Origin of the sequence: Parabacteroides hominis (assembly GCF_014287585.1) — a bacterium.
In the GTDB taxonomy this organism is placed as follows: Bacteria; Bacteroidota; Bacteroidia; order Bacteroidales; family Tannerellaceae; genus Parabacteroides; species Parabacteroides hominis.
In genome coordinates this window covers 14,476-35,211 of sequence record NZ_JACOOJ010000015.1, presented here as the reverse complement: position 1 = coordinate 35,211, position 20,736 = coordinate 14,476, and the positions used below count along the sequence as shown (strand labels likewise).

The window sequence follows — 20,736 nt, the reverse complement described above, 5'->3', positions numbered from 1 at the left end:
AAATGAAGAAGAGCAAGCAGGCTGGAAAATACATATTATCGGATTTTATATCGGCTTCGGTAGCGTGGTTGCTATTCAATATCCTTCGCTATGAGGTGTTCGCCATCGATGAGGGGGCAGATAGTCTGCTTGATTATTTGCAATATCCGGGTGTGCTTGGCGGCCAGGTAGTCATTCCTCTTTTCTGGCTGGTGCTTTATTATTTTTCGGGATATTATAACAAGCCGTTCGGGAAGTCCCGCCTCACCGAACTTTTCTCGACATTCATTACCGTGCTGATCGGGACGGTTTTCGTCTTTTTTGCATTGCTGCTCGACGATATTCCCCGTTCGATCGATATCTATTATAAACTGTTCTTCGGAATGTTCGGATTGCAGTTTTTCATAACCTATATCCCGCGTCTGCTGATTACGCAAAGCGGGATGAGGAAGATAAAGAACCGGGAGTGGGCGATGAAGGTGCTGATTATCGGTGCGGGAGGGAAGGCTGTCCGCATCGCCCACGATTTGTATCGCCTGGGCTATGATATTTGCGGCTTTGTCTCGGAAGACGAGAGGACGCCGGTCAAGGCCGACCGGAATCAGGTGCTGGGGACGGTGGAAGATATTCCGGTCTTGATGGAAAAAGAGAATGTGGATGAAATCGTTTTAGCTGTCGAGTCGAAGAATAATAAGGCGCTTTTAGGAATCCTCTATTCGCTCTACCGGTATAAACGTCCGATAAAGGTGTTGGCGGACCGGTTCAATATGCTTTCGAAAATACAGCTTCGGACGATACGGGGAATCCCGTTGGTCGATGTGACGGATAACAACTTTTCACCGGCCGAACAGAACATAAAGCTTTTTCTGGACAAGGTCTGTTCTGTCGTTGCACTGCTGTTGCTCTCTCCCTTATTCGCCTATATCGCATGGCGGGTGAAGAAGGATTCTCCGGGACCCGTGTTTTTCCGCCAGGAGCGGATCGGTTATCTCGGACAGCCGTTTTGGATGTACAAGTTCCGCACCATGTATGTCAATGCCGAAGAGAACGGCCCGTCGCTTTCGTCGGAAGACGACCTGCGTGTAACGCCGTTCGGACGTATCATGCGGAAATACCGGTTGGACGAATTGCCGCAGTTCTGGAACGTGCTGAAAGGGGATATGTCGCTGGTCGGACCGCGCCCCGAACGGAAATATTTTATCGACGAGATCGTGAAAACGGCTCCCTACTACTATCTGTTGCACAATGTCCGTCCGGGCATTACCTCGTTGGGGATGGTGAAGTACGGCTATGCGGCAAGTGTGGACAAAATGGTGGAGCGTATGGAATATGATATATTATATTACGAAAATATGTCGCTGACACTGGATCTGACAATTCTGATCTATACAGTTAAAACAGTAATTACTGGTAAAGGCATTTGAGGAATTAAAAATTAAGAATTAAGAATTAAAAAATAGGGGTTGTTGATTATGAAGGATAATTTTCAATTTTTCTATCGGCTCCTGCTATGGCGGGACAGGCATATAAAAGAGAAGCATTTCATATTGATCGTTAGCTTTCTGGTGGGTATCTGTACGGCAGCGGCAGCTATTATCCTGAAGTCGATCATCCACTTTATACAACATCTTCTGACAGGCAATTTCAATCAGGATGGGGCGAATTACCTGTATCTGCTCTATCCGGTGATCGGTATTTTGCTTGCCGGTTTGTTTGTAAAATATATCGTACGGGATGATATCAGCCACGGGGTAACGAAGATACTCTATGCCATTTCCCAACGGAAGAGCCGTATCAAGCCTCATAATACCTGGACTTCCATTGTAGCCAGTTCCGTCACCATCGGCTTCGGCGGATCGGTCGGGGCGGAGGCTCCTATCGTGTTGACGGGGGCGGCGATCGGTTCCAACTTAGGCCGCCTGTTCCGCATGGAGCAAAAGACCCTGATGCTGTTGGTCGGCTGTGGGGCGGCCGGCGCGATTTCCGGTATTTTCAAAGCTCCGATTGCCGGGGTGGTGTTTGTGGTGGAAGTCTTGTTGCTGGACTTGACAATGACATCGGTTTTGCCTTTGCTTATCACTTCGGTGACGGCGGCTACTGTTTCCTATATCTTTACAGGTACGGAAGCGATGTTCCCCTTTTCTCAGACCGAAGTGTTTGTGATCGAGCGTATTCCCTATGTGCTGCTGTTAGGTGTCTTTTGCGGCTTGGTGTCTCTTTACTTTACTAAGGTTATGAACCGGATCGAAGGGATGTACCGGAATTTGAATAATTACTGGAAGAAATTCGTGGTCGGGGGGATCATGTTGAGTGTGCTGATCTTCATATTCCCGCCGCTCTACGGTGAAGGTTACGACACGATTTCGTCTTTGTTGAACGGGCAGTTCTCCCATATAATGGATAAGAGCATGTTCTACGGCCTGAACGAAACCTATTGGGGATTGCAGATATTCCTTACGCTGATCCTCCTGTTTAAGGTCTTTGCTTCGAGCGCGACGAATGCAGGCGGCGGTTGCGGCGGTATATTTGCTCCCAGTTTGTATTTAGGATGTATCGCCGGGTTCGTGTTTGCTCATGCGTCCAACTATTTCCCCTTTACGATGTATCTGTCGGAGAAGAACTTCGCCTTATTAGGAATGGCGGGAATCATGTCCGGCGTCATGCATGCGCCGCTGACGGGTGTCTTCCTGATTGCCGAGCTGACCGGCGGATACGCCCTTTTCCTTCCGCTGATGATCGTATCTGTGAGCTCCTATATCACGATCAAGATGTTTCTTCCGCACAGCATCTATTCGATGCGCCTGGCCCAGAAAGGCGAGTTGCTCACCCATCATAAGGACCGTGCCGTGCTGACGTTGCTGAATACCGACAGTGTGATCGAGCGTGATTTCCTGACCGTCTCTCCCGAAATGTCCTTGGGAGATATGGTGAAGGTGATTGCCAAGAGCGGACGGAACACGTTCCCGGTTATCGACGAACGGGGAATCCTGTTAGGGCTTGTTCAGTTGGACAATATCCGGAACATCATGTTCCGCCCAGAGTTATACAACCGGTTCCATGTATCCAAGTTTATGGTCTCGGCGCCTGCCAAGATTCAGGTAGGGACGCCGATGGAGCAGATCATGCGTATCTTTGACGATACGAAAGCCTGGAACCTGCCGGTCGTAGACGAGGAAGGACGATATATCGGCTTTATGTCCAAATCGAAGATATTTAATTCATACCGCGAAGTGCTGGTTGAAAACTTTTCAGGAGATTAAAAAATGAAGAAAGAAGATTTACGAATCGTTTATATGGGTACTCCCGATTTTGCAGTGGAGAGCCTGCGCGCCCTGGTTGAGGGCGGATATAATATAGTAGGGGTGATAACGATGCCGGACAAGCCGGTCGGTCGTCATGGCAGTGTCTTGCAGGCAAGCCCCGTCAAGCAATATGCCCTGTCGAAAGGATTGCCGGTGCTCCAGCCCGAAAAATTGAAAGATGAGGCTTTTCTTTCCGATCTGCGTGCTTTGAAGGCGGATTTGCAGATCGTCGTCGCTTTCCGCATGCTGCCGGAGATTGTCTGGAATATGCCTCGCTTAGGAACGTTTAACCTCCATGCCTCTTTGCTTCCCCAATACAGGGGAGCTGCGCCTATCAACTGGGCGGTGATCAACGGAGATACGGAAACCGGTGCGACTACCTTCTTCCTGGCCCACGAGATCGACACAGGCAAGATCATCCGCCAGAAGCATCTGCCTATTGCCGATACGGATGATGTGGGCGTTGTCCATGACTCCCTGATGACAATGGGAGCCGGGTTGGTGTTGGAAACCGTCGATTTGCTGTTGGAAGGAAAAACAGATGCCGTCCCTCAGGAAGAATTCTATAAAGATCCTTCCGAACTCCGTCCCGCCCCGAAGATTTTCAAAGAAACTTGCCGTATCGACTGGCATCAGCCGGTGAAAAAGATTTATGACTTCATCCGCGGCCTGTCTCCCTATCCGGCAGCCTGGACCGAAATCGTTTCTCCGGAGGGCGTGCGCACCGTATTGAAGGTCTACCAGGCAGAAAAACATCCTGCCGCACATAATCACCCTGTCGGAACGATTATGACAGACACGAAGAACTATATGGATGTAGCGGTAGAAGACGGCTATCTGCGCCTGCTGTCGGTTCAGTTGGCAGGTAAGAAACGTTTACCGGTTACGGACTTCCTGAACGGTTTCAAGCAGATAGGAGAATATAAAGTAGATTAATAAAAAAAGGATTGTCCCCGATGAGGCAATCCTTTTTACTTGGTAGATATTTTTATTTATCTGGTTTCCTTCAACGCATCTTCGAGGCTGATTCCCAATGCATCGGCGATACCTTTGCCATAAGCCGGATCTGCCTTATAGCAATTGCGTACGTGACGTTGCTGGATGAACAACTCGGCTCCTCCGATCTGGCGGGCGGTGTTTTCGAACAGCAATTGTTGTTCGTCGGCAGGCATCAGGCGGAACAGGGCACCGGGCTGGCTGTAGTAATCATCGTCATATTCGCGCTCGTTATAGTTGTAGATAGGACCGTTGGCGGGATAGGGCGGCTCCTTGTTTTCGGGCGTGTCTTTCCATTCGCCGTAACTGTTAGGTTCGTATCCTTTGGTTGCACCGTAGTTTCCGTCTACACGCATGGCTCCGTCGCGATGATAAGCATGGAACGGGCAACGCGGTTTGTTTACCGGGATCTGCTCCAGGTTGACTCCCAAGCGGTAACGTTGTGCATCTCCGTATGAGAAGAGTCGGCCTTGCAGCATCTTGTCAGGAGAGAACCCTATGCCGTCTACGATATTCATCGGGTTGAAGGCGGCTTGTTCGACTTCGGCAAAATAGTTTTCCGGATTGCGGTTCAGCTCCAGAACCCCCACGTCCATCAACGGGAAATCGCCGTGCGGCCATACCTTTGTCAAATCGAATGGATTGATGCGATAGCTGTTTGCCTCTTCGACTGTCATCAATTGGATTTGGAACTTCCATTTCGGGAAGTCGCCTTTTTCGATGCTTTCGAAAAGGTCGCGCTGGTGCGATTCGCGGTCTTTGGCAATGATCGCTTCGGCTTCCTGGTCGGTCAGGTTTTTGATTCCCTGCATCGTTCTCAGATGGAATTTCACCCAGATACGCTCGTTATCGGCATTGATGAAGCTGTAGGTATGGCTCCCGAATCCGTGCATGTGACGATAGGAATAGGGAATACCGCGCGGGCTCATGGTGATGGTGATCTGGTGCAAGGCTTCGGGAAGAAGTGTCCAGAAATCCCAGTTGTTGTTGGCGCTGCGCATGTTTGTCTTCGGATCGCGTTTGATGGCGTGATTAAGGTCGGGGAACTTTAACGGATCGCGGAGGAAGAATACAGGGGTATTGTTTCCTACTAAATCCCAGTTGCCTTCTTCTGTATAAAATTTCATGGCAAAGCCACGAATATCGCGTTCGGCATCGGCAGCCCCCCGTTCGCCGGCTACGGTGGAGAAGCGGACAAAACAGTCTGTCTTTTTGCCTACTTCGCTGAATATAGCGGCTTTTGTGTACCGGGAGATGTCGTGCGTAACGGTAAATGTGCCGTAAGCACCGGAACCTTTAGCGTGCATTCGTCTTTCAGGGATAACCTCCCTGTCGAAGTGGGCAAGCTTTTCAATTAACCACGGGTCTTGCAATAAGACCTGTCCACGCGGACCTACTGTCTGTGTGTTCTGATTGTCTGCAACGGGGCGGCCGTTGGCAGCCGTTAGTTTTTTGTCATTCATACGGATGTTTTTTTAGCCTGTAATTCGGTCAGATTATATCTTGTCTTTTTATATAAAACTACTTTCATACAGATATTGTTTTTGACTATGCCGTAAAAGTAAGATGTTCTTAAACACTTGTCAAATAGGTAATTTCAATGCCTGTATAAACTTGTTCTATATTGGCCGGGTGCGGCTATATAAACGAATACGGGGGGGAGGTAAAGTCAATATGGAGTTTTGACATACCTCCCCGTGTATTTGGTCTTGTCGGTGTCCGGTTTATTTCTGTTTCCGGCTGAATTTGTCCAATACCTTTTCCTGGAATAATTGCATCAACTCGTAGAAGCTGGGGATAAACATCGTTGCAAAAATGGTGTTTACCGCCATACCGAAAACGACTGCCGCTCCTAAGGATAGACGGCTGCCGGCTCCGGCTCCTGTTGCAAACAGCAGAGGCATGACCCCTAAGACGAATGCGAATGAAGTCATCAGGATCGGGCGCAGACGGACATGGCCGGCTTCGAGCGCGGATTCGCGTATCGGATTGCCGGCTTTATGGTAGTCACGGGCAAATTCGACAATCAGGATGCCGTTCTTCGCAGAGAGGGCGATCAGCAGGATGATACCGATTTGCGTATAAATGCTGACCGGGACACCCATGACGAAACATCCCAAAATGGCTCCTAACAAGGCGATCGGAAGTCCCATGATGGCGGCGATCGGGCTTGTCCAGCTTTCATACTGGGCGGAGAGAACCAGGAAGGCAACCAAAAGGGCCATTGCAAAGACGAGCATGGTGGTCGAGCCGGCTTTCGTTTCCTGGTAAGCGACGGATGTCCATTCATATCCGAAATTATTGCCTAACTGCTCCTGGACGAGCTCTTCCATAGCCTGGATCGCTTCACCGGAACTATATTTCGGATTGGTTATGCAGGTAATGGATGCCGACTTATACATATTATACAGGTTGATCTGATCCAGTCCCAACTGCTCCTTCACCTCCGTAAAGGCGGAGAAAGGAACCATTTTGCCGGAATTGTTTTCGAGGCTCAGGTGCAACACGTCGTCTATAACCTTTTGAGCCTGGTCGTTGGCTTCGATCTTGACCTGGTAGATACGCCCGAATTCGACGAAGTCGTTTACATAGGCGGCTCCCATATAGTAGCTTAGAGTCGCGAAAACCTGGTTGAGCTGCAGGCCGAGCAATTGCACCTTGTCGCGGTCGATAGCCAGGTTATACTGGGGGACGTTGGCTTGGTACATGCTCGAAAGGCTGAGCAATTGCGGCTTGCTCCGGTACGTGGCTTGCAGTGTTTCGATAGCATGCTGCATCTCCGTCGGACCCAGATTATTACGGTCTTCCAATTGGAGTTGCAGGCCTCCCGAAGCTCCCAATCCGGGGATTGCAGGGGGGACCATTGCGAATATCTGTGCTTCCTGGATGCCGTAGGCTTCGCGGTTGAAACGGTTTACGACAGCCGAGGCGGTATGTTCTTTGCCTTTTCGTTCGTTCCAGTTTTTCAGGATCACGAAATAGGTCCCTGCGTTCGAGAGTTCGCCGCCACCCATGATAGAGAAACCGTTTACTCCGATATAGGTCTTGATTTCAGGATAGCTGTCGAGGATCTTGTCGATCTGCTTTCCGACTGCTTCCGTACGGTTCAGGCTGGCTGCCGGCGGGAGCTGGGTGGATATCAGGAAATAACCGTCATCCTCTTCCGGGATGAAAGTGGTCGGCCAGCGCATAAACATGACGATGGCAATGGCCGTTATGATCCCGAATATCACCATCGTGACAAACGGGTTCTTCAGCATGCGGCCGACGATGTCGTCATATATTTTCTGGGTTTTGCCGAACACCTTGTTGAAGGCTTTGAATACAAAGAATTTCGGTTCTTTGTTCGCTTGCAGGAACAGGGCGCACAGGGCCGGCGTAAGCGTCAGCGAGTTGAACCCGCTTAAGACGGTGGCGGCAGCGATTGTCAGGGCAAATTGTTTGTATAATTGGCCGGAGATACCGCTGATGAAGGTCGTCGGGATAAAGACCGCCAGCAATACCAGCACGACGCCTACGATCGGGCCGACAATTTCACCCATAGCTTCGGTCACGGCTTCACGGGCGGTATATTTCCCCGTATCCATCAGCCGCGACGAGTTTTCCACCACCACGATCGCATCATCCACCACGATCGCGATGGCCAGGATCAACCCGAACAAGGTCAACGTATTGATCGAGAATCCTAAGGCCGACATGACCGCCAGTGTTCCGATCAGGGAGACGGGGATGGTGATGCAGGGGATGATAACGGCACGGAAATTCTGGAGGAACAGGAAGATAACCAGTATGACGAGGGCTGTCGTCTCCAGGAAAGTGACGAGCACTTCGTCGATGGAGGCATTGATTACCTGTGTCGTGTCCAGTGTCACATCATAGACGACGCCTTCCGGGAGGTTGTCTGCCAACTGTTCCATTTTGGCCCGTACCCCTTTGGCCACTTCCAGCGAATTGGAACCGGGGAGTTGGTAAATGGCTATGGCGGCACTCGGCTGTCCTTTCAGTTTGGAGGTGACATTGTAGGAAGAACTGCCTAATTCGATACGGGCGACATCTTTCAAGCGGAGTATCTTGCCGCCCTCTTCCGTACGGAGGATGATGTTCCCGAATTCTTCCGGAGTCGTCAAACGGCCTTTTACCGTCAGTGTGTATTGGAACGGATTGTCGGCTTTGGCTATCGGTTGCCCGACGTAACCGGCCGAAACCTGTGTGTTCTGTGTCGAGATCGCCTGGAAGATCATATCCGGCGTGAGGTTGCGGATGCGCATGGCGTTCGGATCGAGCCATATACGCATGCTGTAGCTTCCGGCTCCCATGACACTGACGGAGCCGACACCCGGCAGACGCGTCAGTTCGTCCGTCATGTTGAGGCTGGCGTAGTTGCTCAGGTACAGCCCGCTGTAAGTGGAGTCACGGGAGCTTAGCGTCAGCATCATAACGATGTTGGACGATTGCTTCTTGGTGGTGATGCCTTGTACGATCACGGCTTCCGGCAGACTGCTTTGTGCAATGCTGACACGGTTCTGCACCATGACGGTCGCCATGTCGATATCCGTACCGACAGCGAACGTGATGGTTAGTGAATAGGCTCCGGAACTGGATGAATTGGAACTCATATAAAGCATTCCATCTACACCGTTTACCTGTTGTTCGATGGGCAATCCTACGGTCTGCGCTACTGTTTCCGCATCCGCACCTGGGTAGAAAGCCGATACCTGTACGGTCGGCGGCGTGATTTCCGGATATTGCGCGATGGGAAGTATGTGTAGCGTGACCAATCCGGCTACCACCAGGATCAGGGCGAGGACGGTAGCGAATATCGGTCTGTTTATGAAGAATTTTACCATAGCTTTTTATTTTATAGGCTTAATACTCATACCGTCTCTGACTTTCAGCAGGGCGGTTGTCACATACCGTTCGTCGGGGCGGATACCGCTGATGACCTGCCGGAGCGTATCGTCCACCAACTGTCCGGGTTCGATATGGCGGTATCGTACGATATTCGAGTCGTTCACTATATACAGGAATTTTCCCAACTGGTCGGTCCCGATAGAGGCGTCGCGCACGAGGACAGCGTCTTTCTGTTCGCTGTAGGGCAAGGTGATTGTAACATACAGCCCGCTTTTCAATTCGCCGTCTTTATTTTCGAGATTGGCGCGGACGTTCAGCGTACCGGTCGACAGGTCGACGTTGGGAGAGAGGTAGTCGAGTGTCCCGGTATAACTTTGCCGTCCGTCCTGTCCGAGGCGTATGGAAACATGGGTAGGCATCTTGACGTTCGGATCGTTCTGGGCGGCAATCATTTTCATCCGCATGAACTGGTTGTCTTCGATATTGAAGTTGGCGTACATGATGTCGTCTTTGTATAATGTAGCCAATGTGACGGGTTGGACAGCGCCGTTGATATAGTTGCCCACATCATAGCTTGCACGGGTGACACGCCCGTCGTAGGGAGCCCGGATGTAGCAATAGCCCAGGTTGGTCCGGGCTGTTTTCAAAGCAGCTTCGGCATTATGCACGGATGCCTCCATTTCCGCTGCGGTCGATTCGGCCTGCAAGACCTGTATTTGGCTGACAGCCCCGCTTTTGGCTGCTTCTTTCATGCGTTCGTAGTTGCTGCGGGCATATTCGACCTGGGCCTTTGCCGTGTTTAGCGCGGCTTCCGCCTGGGTGACATTATTTTGGTACACTTCCGGTTCGATCACGAATATCAGGTCGCCTTTCTTTACTTTTGCGCCCGGCACGAGTTGCGAGGATTGCAGATATCCGTTCACGCGCGCTACCAGGTTGACCATGCGGTCGGAACTCAAATAGCCCGGATAGTCTTTTGTGAGCGTGATGTCTCGCACGACCGGCGTCGCTACACTGATGGAAGGGGCCGGCATCTCCGTCTGGTGACTTTTCTCTTTACACCCGGCAAGCAGGACGATGGACAATCCCATAATCCCTATTTTAATAGCAGTCTTCATCTCTCTTATTTTTTAATTCTTAATTCTTGATTTTTAATTTTCAATCTCCCAACCGCCGCCTAACGCCTGATAAAGCTGGATCAGGCTCAAGAGGGACGATCCTCTGGCTTGTGTCAGTTCGTTTTCGTAGGAGAGGAGGGAGCGTTGTGCGTCCAGTACATTCTGGAAAGGAGTAAGCCCCTGTTTATAGAGGTCGAGTGAAAGTTCCAACGTTTGTTTCCCCTGATTGACGACTTCCCGGAGCGCGACGATCTGCTTGATCGAGTTCTTATAGGAATTCATGGCATTGTTCACTTCCTGGACAGCTGTCAGTACATCCTGGTTGAATTGCCGGATCGACTCGTCGAGCTGGGCTTTTGCCAGCCGTGTCGCCTGTGCCAACTTCGTCCCCTGGAAGAAATTCCAGGAGATAGCCGGGGCGATCTCGTAGGTGAAACTGTTATGGTTTACCAGTTTGTCCAAATCATGGGAAGCGAAGCCCACCGATCCTTTGACGAAAACCTTCGGCCACCAGTCTGATTTGGAGGCTCCGAGCGATGCGGCCTGTGCATTCACCAGGCGTTCGGCAGCCCGGATATCCGGCCGGCGTAACAGCAGGTTGGCGGGAATGCCGATACCGACCGTCTCGATATATTCCGGTAGCGGTTTCCGCGTTTCCATAATTTTCCGGACGTCCCAGGGATAGAGTCCCATCAGTACGCCCAAAGCGTTTGTGTACTGGATAATTCCGGCTTCCAGCATGGGGAGGGAGGCTTTTGTGTCGTAGTAAACGGATAAGGCCTGTGCGACATCCAATTTCGAGACAAGCCCTGTCTCGTATCTTTTTTCTGTGATCTTGACGACTGCCAGTTGCGATTGACAGTTCTTTTTGACAACTTCCATTTCCTGTTGCAGCTCCCGTAGATTGATGTAGGCGGATGCCACTTGTGCGCAGAGGGAAACCATCACGGCGTTATAGTCCTCTTTGGAGGCTGCAAAGTTCTCCTTTTGGGCCTTTACGCGGTTGCGGATGCTTCCGAATACATCGATCTCCCAGTTCATGGAGAGGGCGGCATCGCTGTATTGGGTTGTTGTCTGCGGCAGGCTGCTTGTATGGCCGCTGCTTTGTTGCCGGGTCCAGCCGGCAGCGAGTCCCAGGGTTGGCGAGTAACTGCCCTGTTGTATGCGCAGATTGGCTTTTGCCATAGCAATACGGTCTGCCGCCATCAGTACGGAGTAGTTTTGCTTCACGGCTACTTCAATCAGCGAGTCCAGTGTGGGATCGTTGAAATTTTTCCACCACTGGTCGTCTACCGGTAATGTCTGTTGAAAATCACTGTCGTTTTCCTGCCACGCATCCGGTAATGCGTGATCCAGGTATTTGTGCTCTTTCTGTGCCGGCAGCGTTATCGGCAGGAACAGGCAGAGCACAGCATAACACCATGTACGTATGTGCATAACTTTTTTGTTTAGATTTAGCCATTAAAGAACAGACTTGCCGTATAATTGTTTGCCTCTTTTTATTTCTTTCTGTTTATTTTATAAAGAGAATGCCCCTATCTTTGTACCGGAATCAATTAAAAATAGCGATGGCAAAGAAAGAAGAATATAAGGAGAAAAATCTACAATTCATGAGCGAAATGGCCGGACAAGACGGTGTGTCAGAACTTCCTTGTGGCGTATTGTATAAGGAGATAGAAAAGGGTACAGGTACAGTTTCGCCGGAATTGAACAGTGTAGTTTCCGTCCATTACCGGGGGATGCTGATTAACGGACGCGAATTCGATAGCTCCTGGAAGCGCGGCTGCCCGGAGGCTTTCCGCCTGAACCAGGTGATCGAGGGATGGCAGGAAGCGCTTCGACGGATGCATGTCGGCGATCGTTGGATGATTTATATCCCTTATATGTTGGGATATGGTACACGTACATCGGGCCCGATTCCCGGTTTTTCCACCTTAATATTTGAGGTGGAATTGTTGGGTATAGCCTAAGCGGAGAGTAAGGAGGATGCTCCTTTTCTCCTTTTCAATCTGCGATAGACATAGATAAATGCCGGAACGAGGAATAAGTCTGCTGCTACCCAGGCTACCGGATCACCATAACATACGGCGAGGAATCCGAATACCGGTACGGCATAGATGCTGACCAACGTACGGGCAATCATCTCGGACACGCCGGAAAGCATGGCCAGATTGGTATATCCCGCTCCCTGTATGGTGTAGCGCAAGATGCAGAGCAGCCCCAGAATCGGGAAGAAGTAGCAGGATACGTGCAGGAATAATACGGTGTCTCTTAGTATTTCCGTTTCGGAAGCGTCAACGAATAACAGGGAGATCTTGTCTGATGTAAACATCAATATCGTGAAAGTACAGACGGCATACACCATCATCATCAGAGTGCTGGCTTTGATACCTTGCCAGATACGTTCGGGTTTGCCGGCTCCGTAATTCTGTCCCGTATAAGTAGCCATCGCGATACCCAGGCTTTCGAAGGCACAAATAAAGAACATTTTGATTCGCATAGCAGCAGTAAAGGCCGCAACGCAGGCGGTTCCCAACGCATTATTGGCACTTTGCAGCATGATACTGCCGATTGCAGTAATGGAGAATTGAAGCCCCATCGGTACTCCGATATATAGCAGGTTCTTAGCCAATGGCATACGGAATTTCCGGTCGTCGGCAGTGCCTTTCAGAATCGGGAAATGCCGGTACATATAGAAATAGCATAACAACGCCGATATGCCTTGCGAAACAACGGTAGCAATACCGGCTCCCAAGACGCCCCAGCCTAATACGAGGATGCAGAAAAGATCGAGCACGATATTCAGTATTGTCGAGAAAAGCAGGAACCAGAACGGTGTCTTACTATCTCCAAGTGCACGTATGATGCTGGATAGCAGGTTGTAGAAGAATGTGCAAGGTACTCCGATAAACGTAACCAACAGATAATAATAAGCTCCCTGAAAGATGGTATCCGGTGTCCGCATACTTCGCAGGATATCTGCACAATAGATACAGGTCAGGATTGCAATAACCACCGACATCAGGGTTGCCAGCTGCAGACTGACGCTCACATACCGGCGCATTGTCTCATATTCTCTCGCCCCGAATTTTTGTGCGACCGGAATCCCGAACCCGCAACAACATCCGTTGCAGAATCCCAGAATCAGGAATACGACCGATGTACTTGCCCCAATTGCGGCCAAATCGTTAATTCCCAAAAACTTTCCGACAATAGCCGCATCTATAAGCGAGTAGGTTTGCTGCAATATATTCCCAAGCAACAGCGGGATCGTAAAATTGAAGATAAGCGGTAGGGGAGCCCCTGTCGTCATCTCTTTAGTAGTAGTTGCCATACGTGATACCTAAACAATTTGGGCGTAAAGATAGATAAAAGGTGTAATAGTTGTTCGGCTAACGCTTAAAATTTACTTATCACCGTTCGAATACTTTAGCATAAAAGTAGGCAATAGCGATCATACGCGCCACCATGAGTATGCCGGGCAAAAGGTGATTTATCTTTTTGTGGACTGTTGCATGTTATTTATTTCCGGATGAAGCCGGCATGGTTTAATTTATTCATCGTAACTTTGTACTTTAAAAATAAACATGTATTGATTTCAATATGAATATACTAATTATCAACGCCAGTCCCCGCCGTCGCGGATTGATATCCGGAATGATGGATATAATGGGAGAAGAGGCCGTAGCTTGTGGACATCATGTGGAGCAGATACGGGTGAGCGATCTGGCGTTTCGCCCTTGCATTGGATGTATGCATTGCCGTACCCATGAGAAATGTTGTTTGCCGGAGGATGATGCGGTGCGGACACTCGATCAGATAAAGGCCGCCGATGCCATCGTCATTGGTTCGCCCTGCTATTGGGGAAACCTGAACGGACATTTGAAGATGTTGTTTGACCGGATGGTGTACGGAATGATGGGAGAAACGGAATACGGTATTCCGATCGGGTTGCATAAAGGGAAAAAAGCGGTGATTGTGAGTACCTGTACGACTCCTTATCCTTGGAATATCTTCTTTAATCAGACCCGCGGTGTTGTCAGAGCCTTAAAAGAAATCCTTAAATGGAGCGGTTTTAAAGTGAAAGGCGTAATTCAAAAGGGAGGCACAAAAAAGAACCCAACCCTTTCCGCAAGAGAAGAAGCACGATGCCGGAGTCTGATCCGGAAGTTATAAAAGAAAAAGGCGATGGAACCTAAATCCCATCGCCTTTTTTATGTAGTTACTTATTCCCCTTTATCAATCTGCTCCTGCACAATTGCGTCGACAACAGCAACGGTGGTCAGGTTCAGGATGTCGCGTGTAGAGCTTTCTACGTCGGTGAAGTGGATCGGCTTGTTCAAACCCATCTGGATCGGGCCGATCGTTTCGCTGATGCCGAGAGTGTCGAGCAACTTGTAGGCACTGTTGGCGGAACTCAGGTTCGGGAAGATCAGCGTGTTGACATCTTTGCCTTTGAGCTTGTTGAACGGATACATTTCGTCGCGCAGTTTCTTGTCCAGAGCGAAGTTGACCTGCATTTCGCCGTCTACCATCATATCCGGATAGTTCTTGTGCAAGTAGTCGATCGCATCGTGGACTTTCAGCGGGCTGCCCTGCTTGTCGGAACCGAAGTTGGAGTATGACAACATCGCCATAACCGGTTCATGCGCGAAGAACTTCACGGCATCCTGGGTCAGGCGGGCGATATCGATCAATACTTCTGTCGACGGATGGCGGTTGATCAGCGTGTCGGCGATAAAGAACGTACCTTTCTTGCAAGTCAGGATATTCAGGGCGCCGAAATGCGTATAAGACGGACGGATACCGATGATCTGTTCTGCCATCTTGGTCACTTCGGAGTAGCGGCTGTAAACGCCCGTCACGAAAGCGTCGGCATCGCCTGTCGCAACCATCATCATACCGAATGCGTTACGGTCTACCATCTTTTCGCAAGCCTCTGCATACGTTACGCCTTCGCGGGCTTTCTTGTCAGACAGGATCTTGGCATACCGATGGCGGCGTTCCGTTTCGCGGTCGTGGCGGAGGTTGACGATTTCGATACCTTCGAGGCTGATGTTTTCTTCTGCTGCGATCTTTTCCAGACGTTCTTCGTTGCCTAAGAGGATAGGGATGCAGATACCTTCGGCTTTCGCTTCGGCAGCGGCTTTCAGCATATTGACATGGTTGGCTTCAGCAAATACCACCCGTTTCGGATTGGCTTTAGCCATATCGGTGAACGAGCGGAGCAGCTTGTTGTCATATCCCATCATCTCGCGCAAGTGGTTTGCATATCCTTCCCAGTCGGTGATCGTCCGGCGGGATACGCCCGATTCGATCGCTGCTTTGGCAACGGCACAGGAAACACGGGTCAGGAGTCGCGGGTCGAGCGCTTTCGGCAGGATATAATCACGTCCGAAAGTCGTCCGTTTCAGTTTGTAGGCAGCGTTCACCACATCGGGAACCGGCTCTTTGGCCAATTCGGCGATGGCGTAAACGGCGGCTAATTTCATCTCTTCGTTGATCGCTTTGGCATGCGTGTCCAGTGCGCCGCGGAAGATATAGGGGAATCCCAATACATTATTGATCTGGTTCGGATAGTCGGAGCGGCCTGTTGCGAAAATGATATCGTCGCGTGAAGCCATTGCGTCGGCATACGAGATTTCCGGATTCGGGTTAGCCAAAGCGAACACGATCGGGTTCGTGTTCATGGAACGAACCATCTCTTTTGTCAGCACATTGGCAACCGATAATCCTAAGAACACGTCGGCTCCGACGACGGCTTCCGCCAATGTCTTGATGTCGCGGTCGGTAGCGAAGAATTTCTTGGATTCGTTCAAATCCGTACGATGTGTGGAGATAACGCCCTTGCTGTCGCACATGATGATGTTTTCCTTCTTTGCCCCCAACATTATGTATAGTTTCGTGCAAGAGATGGAAGCGGCTCCGGCGCCGTTTACCACGATCTTCACATCCTCGATCTTCTTCCCGGCTATTTCCAGCGCATTGATCAAGCCTGCACCGGAGATAATGGCTGTCCCGTGCTGGTCGTCATGCATGACCGGAATATCCAGCTCTTCTTTCAGGCGTGTTTCGATCTTGAAACATTCGGGAGCTTTGATATCTTCGAGGTTGATGCCGCCGAAAGTAGGGGCGATGGCCTTTACCGTTTCGATAAACTTGTCAGGGTCTTTCTCATTCACTTCGATGTCGAACACGTCGATACCGGCAAATATCTTGAACAACAATCCTTTTCCTTCCATCACCGGCTTGCCGGCCAACGGGCCGATATCTCCTAATCCCAATACGGCTGTACCGTTTGAAATGACAGCTACCAGGTTTCCTTTAGAAGTATATTTGTAAGCGTCCAACGGATTCTTTTCGATTTCCAGGCAGGGTTCGGCAACGCCGGGCGAATAAGCCAGCGACAAATCCATCTGGGTACTATAGGGCTTGGTGGGAACGACTTCTATCTTTCCCGGCTTGCCTTCCGCATGATAGCGGAGTGCTTCTTCTTTCGTGATCTTAGCCATAGACTTTATAGTTTTTAATTTATTGTTTGTCTTTCGAAAATTGCGCACAAAAGTAACAAATTATTATGAATATGGTGTCAAACGCTTACATTTAGTTGCTCGAATTTTGTGTATTTGCAGGTTTCGGCTATTTGTTTTACCTTTGCGCTCTTAATTTAACAGGGCGTAATGTGAAACAGACAATGGCAAAATATATGAAATGGCTACTGCCTGCACTTTTTATAGTGTACTACAGCAGCATTTCCTTGTTTATGCACGTCCATGTCGAGTATGGCACGACGATTGTCCATTCGCACCCGTTCAAGAAGACGGCAGACGGCACTTGCCATCATCACTCGTCTCTTTCGGAAATCCAGTTGTTCCATTTGCTGACGACCGTGCATGTGGAGGACGGGGCTGTCCATCCGCTGCTTCTGCAATTCTATGCTACACCTAATTATAAAATAATCGAGAATCCGGTCTATCCGGATCACCTGATCCCTGTCTTAGGGAAACTATCTCTTCGCGCTCCTCCCTTTGTTTGATAAAATAGCATCTGTCTGTTGGTAGAGTACGGAAATTTTCACCTTCTAAAGAATGGTGAAAATAAAGTTTCAGCCTGTTTCGTGTAGATGAAACTTTGTTTTCACTTGCGGGAAAATAAAGTTTCTCCCGTGTGAAACAAAATTTTCATGCAAGGGAAACTGTTATTGCGTGCAAGTCTTTCTTGCGGCGGATGCATAGCTGTATGATTTTTTTACAAGTCTTTATTTTATCAGAACAAACGAAATGAATAAGATTATTACACTTATACTATGCCTGTGCTGCGCCTTTACGGTTGCGCGGGCGGAGGACGATCCTGCCTTGAATCCATCGGACGCGAATATTGTCGGTCATGTGGTGGACCGGAAAACCGGCGAACACTTGTCTTTTATTACGATCTTTTTGAAAGGGACGACTATCGGGACTTCGACCGACGCAACGGGGCATTATTATCTGAAGAACCTGCCGGAAGGAGAGTTCACGGTCGTTATGAAGACGATGGGATATAAAACCATCGAGAAACCGGTTGCGCTGAAAAAGGGAAAGACATTAGAAATCAACTTTGAGGCGGAAGAAGAAGCCTTGTCTTTGGATGGAGTCGTGGTTTCGGCGAACCGGAACGAGACGACCCGGCGTATGGCTCCGTCGCTTGTAAACGTGTTAGATTCGAAAATGTTCGAGACGACGCATGCCACTTCGCTTGCCGACGGGCTGAACTTCCAGCCGGGCGTGCGGGTGGAAAACAATTGCCAGAACTGCGGTTTCCAGCAGGTGCGTATCAATGGGCTGGAAGGTCCGTACACGCAGATACTGGTGGATAGCCGTCCGATATTCAGTGCGCTGACGGGTGTGTACGGCCTTGAACAGATTCCGGCCAATATGATCGAGCGTGTCGAGATCATGCGCGGCGGCGGTTCCGCTCTTTTCGGCTCTTCGGCAATTGCGGGCACGATCAATATCATTACGAAAGAGCCTTTGCGCAACTCGGCCCAGATCGCTCATTCGCTGACGATGATCGGAGGAAGCCGCCCGGACAATAATACGACCTTGAACGCTTCTTTGGTGACGGACGACCACAAGGCCGGCATCTACATTTTCGGGCAGAGCCGCCATCGTTCGGCTTACGATCATGACGGGGACGGCTTTTCCGAACTTGGACAGTTGGAAGCCCGGACGGTCGGTTTCCGTTCCTATCTGAAGACGAGTACCTATTCCAAATTAGGTTTCGAATACCATAATATAAGCGAGTACCGTCGTGGTGGCGACCAGATCAACCGGCCTCCCCATGAAGCATGGGTGGCCGAACAGACGGATCACAGTATCAATGGCGGCGGCCTGAAATTCGACCTGTTCTCCAAAGATTATAAACATCGCCTGAACGTATATACTTCCGCGCAGCATACGAACCGGAAGAGTTATTACGGGACGAACCGGAATCCGGATGCGTACGGGCATACCACGGATATGACGGTTGTCGCCGGTTCGCAGTATTCTTATTCGGCTGATAAATGCTTGTTCATGCCGGCGGAGTTTACCGGCGGCCTGGAATATAACTTCGACGAGTTGAAGGACGAGATGTTGGGGTATAACCGTATCGTGGACCAGACGGTCCATATCGGTAGTTTGTTCCTGCAGAACGAGTGGAAGAATGAGAAATGGAGTTTCCTGGTCGGCGGTCGTTTCGACAAGCATAATCTGATCGATCATCTGATCTTCAGCCCGCGTGCGAATGTCCGTTTCAATCCGACGCAGGATATCAATCTGCGTTTGTCTTATTCGAGCGGTTTCCGTGCTCCGCAGGCATTTGACGAGGACCTGCATGTGGCTGCCGTTGGTGGCGAGGTGGCGATCATCCAGCTTGCCGATGATCTGGAGGAGGAAAAATCGAAAAGTATCAGCGCTTCGGCGGATTTCTATCATCGTTTCGGTCCGGTCCAGGTGAACCTTTTGGTGGAAGGTTTTTATACGGATCTGAGCAATGTGTTCTTCCTGCAAGAGAAAGGGCACGACGATCAGGGCAACCTGATTATGGAACGCCGCAATAAGGACGGAGCCCGCGTGATGGGGCTCAATTTGGAAGGAAAGATGGCGTATGCCTGGCTTCAACTTCAGGCGGGTGCGACCATCCAGCGCAGCCGTTACAAGGAGGCTGTGACCTGGAGCGAAACGAACCCGGATCTGCCGGCACAGAAAAAGATGTTCCGTACGCCGGATGTTTATGGTTATTTTACTTCTACTTTCACACCGGTCAAACGTCTGTCGCTTTCGTTGACCGGAACCTATACGGGAACTATGCTGGTACAACATCTTGCCGGTTATATTCCGGAGGACCGGGAAGAGAAAACTCCTGATTTCTTTGATCTGAATATGAAGGTCGCTTACGACTTCCCTTTGTATAAATCGGTGACTTTGCAGTTGAATGCCGGCGTGCAAAACATATTCGAGGCTTATCAGAGCGATTTCGATCAAGGCAAAGACCGCGACTCCAAATATATCTACGGTCCCGGAACTCCGCGCAGTTATTTTGTGGGGTGTAAAATCAGTTATTAAACCGTGGAAAAGGAAAAGTCCGGTAAAGGTTTGGAGTCTTTACCGGGCTTTTTTATTTCAATCGTTTGTCGATGTCTTCCGGGTTTTGGCTGTTTGGCCAGATATCGGCAATGTAGATTGTGTCTTTCTCTACATAATAGATAATCTTATGATTGCGGTGTTCAACGAAGGAACGATAGTTTTTCTTGTTTGCCTTAAGTTCTGGTTCCTCTTTTCCCATATAAGGATTCTGTTCCAATAAAGCAACTACATCATTAATGCCTTGCACAAATTTACTTGCGGCAGAAAATCCCATTTTCTTTTTGTACCAGAGTGTAATGCTTTTATATTTTGCTAAGGCTTTGCGTTTCCAGTGTGTTTTCATTTGAGCCATTCTAATGACATTTTTTTTACATCTTCATGCTTATAATAAACTGGATCAGCTTCGGAAACTTTTAATCTTTCCACTTTCTCTTCATGCGTATAAGGGCGCATTGCATCCTCAATTTCTTCATCACTGATGAGATCGACATCTTTAAGATTCTTTTTCTCGATTTTAACTTGATGATGATCGTGGATAACCCTTTTGACATACTTCTTTACCTTGGCAAAGCTTTCATTGTCAAGGCTGGCAATCTGGTTGAACAGTTCGAGCCGTTCTCCTTGCAAATTCAATGTATTCATACTTTTACTTATTTTGGTTTTGTAATATTCGCAAATGTAGTTCTTTTCCGGCAGGAAAGAAATTATTTCATGGCAAATTAGCCGGTGGGATCGTTAAAGCGTGAAGATAGCAGTACGGTGGCTGGTCAACTGTACTCGGCGGAGTGTAGCCCCCTCGAAGCCGGTGCAGTTATACCGGCTTCGGTAAAGTTGTTGGCGATTCCCATACCACCCGTACCTCTTATCACCCCAAGTTGCGATCGA

At 49.6% G+C, this 20,736-nt stretch carries 15 protein-coding genes; 7 read left to right on the top strand and 8 right to left on the bottom strand.

Annotated features, from left to right (window positions below; translation table 11 throughout):
* The first annotated feature begins 2 nt into the window (after positions 1-2).
* From H8S65_RS09990 to fmt, 3 genes are read left to right on the top strand one after another with little or no spacing between them, the layout of a single operon-like run.
* A complete protein-coding gene (locus H8S65_RS09990; protein WP_186929849.1) occupies positions 3-1,403 on the top strand; it encodes a sugar transferase in 1,401 nt (466 codons plus the stop codon).
* A gap of 48 nt (positions 1,404-1,451) precedes the next feature.
* Positions 1,452-3,239: a chloride channel protein gene (locus tag H8S65_RS09985; RefSeq protein ID WP_186929848.1), complete on the top strand. Its 1,788-nt coding sequence runs from the start codon at positions 1,452-1,454 to the stop codon at positions 3,237-3,239.
* A gap of 3 nt (positions 3,240-3,242) precedes the next feature.
* Complete coding sequence (gene fmt, locus H8S65_RS09980; protein WP_186929847.1) at positions 3,243-4,217, top strand: methionyl-tRNA formyltransferase; 975 nt, start codon at positions 3,243-3,245, stop codon at positions 4,215-4,217.
* Between the two features lie 56 nt (positions 4,218-4,273).
* Here fmt and H8S65_RS09975 read toward each other — a convergent pair whose 3' ends face one another.
* The 4 genes from H8S65_RS09975 to H8S65_RS09960 all read right to left on the bottom strand — a co-directional run bounded on the left by H8S65_RS09975 (position 4,274) and on the right by H8S65_RS09960 (position 11,683).
* Complete coding sequence (locus tag H8S65_RS09975; protein WP_186929846.1) at positions 4,274-5,740, bottom strand: catalase; 1,467 nt, start codon at positions 5,738-5,740, stop codon at positions 4,274-4,276.
* A gap of 261 nt (positions 5,741-6,001) precedes the next feature.
* Positions 6,002-9,124 (bottom strand): efflux RND transporter permease subunit, encoded by a 3,123-nt coding sequence (locus H8S65_RS09970; RefSeq protein ID WP_186929845.1) that lies wholly within the window; start codon positions 9,122-9,124, stop codon positions 6,002-6,004.
* A gap of 6 nt (positions 9,125-9,130) precedes the next feature.
* Positions 9,131-10,246: an efflux RND transporter periplasmic adaptor subunit gene (locus H8S65_RS09965; RefSeq protein ID WP_186929844.1), complete on the bottom strand. Its 1,116-nt coding sequence runs from the start codon at positions 10,244-10,246 to the stop codon at positions 9,131-9,133.
* A gap of 33 nt (positions 10,247-10,279) precedes the next feature.
* A complete protein-coding gene (locus H8S65_RS09960; RefSeq protein WP_186929843.1) occupies positions 10,280-11,683 on the bottom strand; it encodes an efflux transporter outer membrane subunit in 1,404 nt (467 codons plus the stop codon).
* A 92-nt stretch (positions 11,684-11,775) separates the two neighbouring features.
* On the opposite strand from H8S65_RS09960, the gene bamJ reads away from it, so the two are divergent.
* Positions 11,776-12,216 carry a BamJ family beta-barrel-assembly machinery protein gene (gene bamJ, locus H8S65_RS09955; RefSeq protein ID WP_494546181.1) on the top strand — a complete coding sequence of 147 codons (441 nt, stop codon included), beginning with the start codon at positions 11,776-11,778 and terminating at the stop codon, positions 12,214-12,216.
* Here bamJ and H8S65_RS09950 read toward each other — a convergent pair.
* Positions 12,213-13,580 carry an MATE family efflux transporter gene (locus H8S65_RS09950; RefSeq protein WP_186929841.1) on the bottom strand — a complete coding sequence of 456 codons (1,368 nt, stop codon included), beginning with the start codon at positions 13,578-13,580 and terminating at the stop codon, positions 12,213-12,215. The genes bamJ and H8S65_RS09950 overlap by 4 nt on opposite strands.
* 269 nt (positions 13,581-13,849) lie before the next feature.
* Here H8S65_RS09950 and H8S65_RS09945 point away from each other — a divergent pair, with 269 nt between their 5' ends.
* A complete protein-coding gene (locus H8S65_RS09945; protein WP_186929840.1) occupies positions 13,850-14,422 on the top strand; it encodes a flavodoxin family protein in 573 nt (190 codons plus the stop codon).
* A 50-nt stretch (positions 14,423-14,472) separates the two neighbouring features.
* Here H8S65_RS09945 and H8S65_RS09940 read toward each other — a convergent pair whose 3' ends face one another.
* Complete coding sequence (locus H8S65_RS09940) at positions 14,473-16,758, bottom strand: NADP-dependent malic enzyme (protein WP_186929839.1); 2,286 nt, start codon at positions 16,756-16,758, stop codon at positions 14,473-14,475.
* 170 nt (positions 16,759-16,928) lie between these two features.
* Between H8S65_RS09940 and H8S65_RS09935 the strand changes: the two genes are divergently transcribed.
* Both H8S65_RS09935 and H8S65_RS09930 read left to right on the top strand, forming a co-directional pair.
* Positions 16,929-17,282 carry a DUF8478 family putative metalloprotein gene (locus H8S65_RS09935; protein WP_186929838.1) on the top strand — a complete coding sequence of 118 codons (354 nt, stop codon included), beginning with the start codon at positions 16,929-16,931 and terminating at the stop codon, positions 17,280-17,282.
* A gap of 244 nt (positions 17,283-17,526) precedes the next feature.
* Entirely contained in the window at positions 17,527-19,830 is a 2,304-nt protein-coding gene (locus tag H8S65_RS09930; RefSeq protein ID WP_186929837.1) for a TonB-dependent receptor, read from the top strand.
* A gap of 52 nt (positions 19,831-19,882) precedes the next feature.
* On the opposite strand, the gene H8S65_RS09925 is transcribed toward H8S65_RS09930, so the two are convergent.
* Both H8S65_RS09925 and H8S65_RS09920 read right to left on the bottom strand, forming a co-directional pair.
* Positions 19,883-20,203 carry a type II toxin-antitoxin system RelE/ParE family toxin gene (locus H8S65_RS09925; protein ID WP_186929836.1) on the bottom strand — a complete coding sequence of 107 codons (321 nt, stop codon included), beginning with the start codon at positions 20,201-20,203 and terminating at the stop codon, positions 19,883-19,885.
* A complete protein-coding gene (locus H8S65_RS09920) occupies positions 20,191-20,493 on the bottom strand; it encodes a hypothetical protein (RefSeq protein ID WP_186929835.1) in 303 nt (100 codons plus the stop codon). Before H8S65_RS09920 ends, H8S65_RS09925 begins: the two co-directional genes overlap by 13 nt.
* Positions 20,494-20,736: the final 243 nt, after the last annotated feature.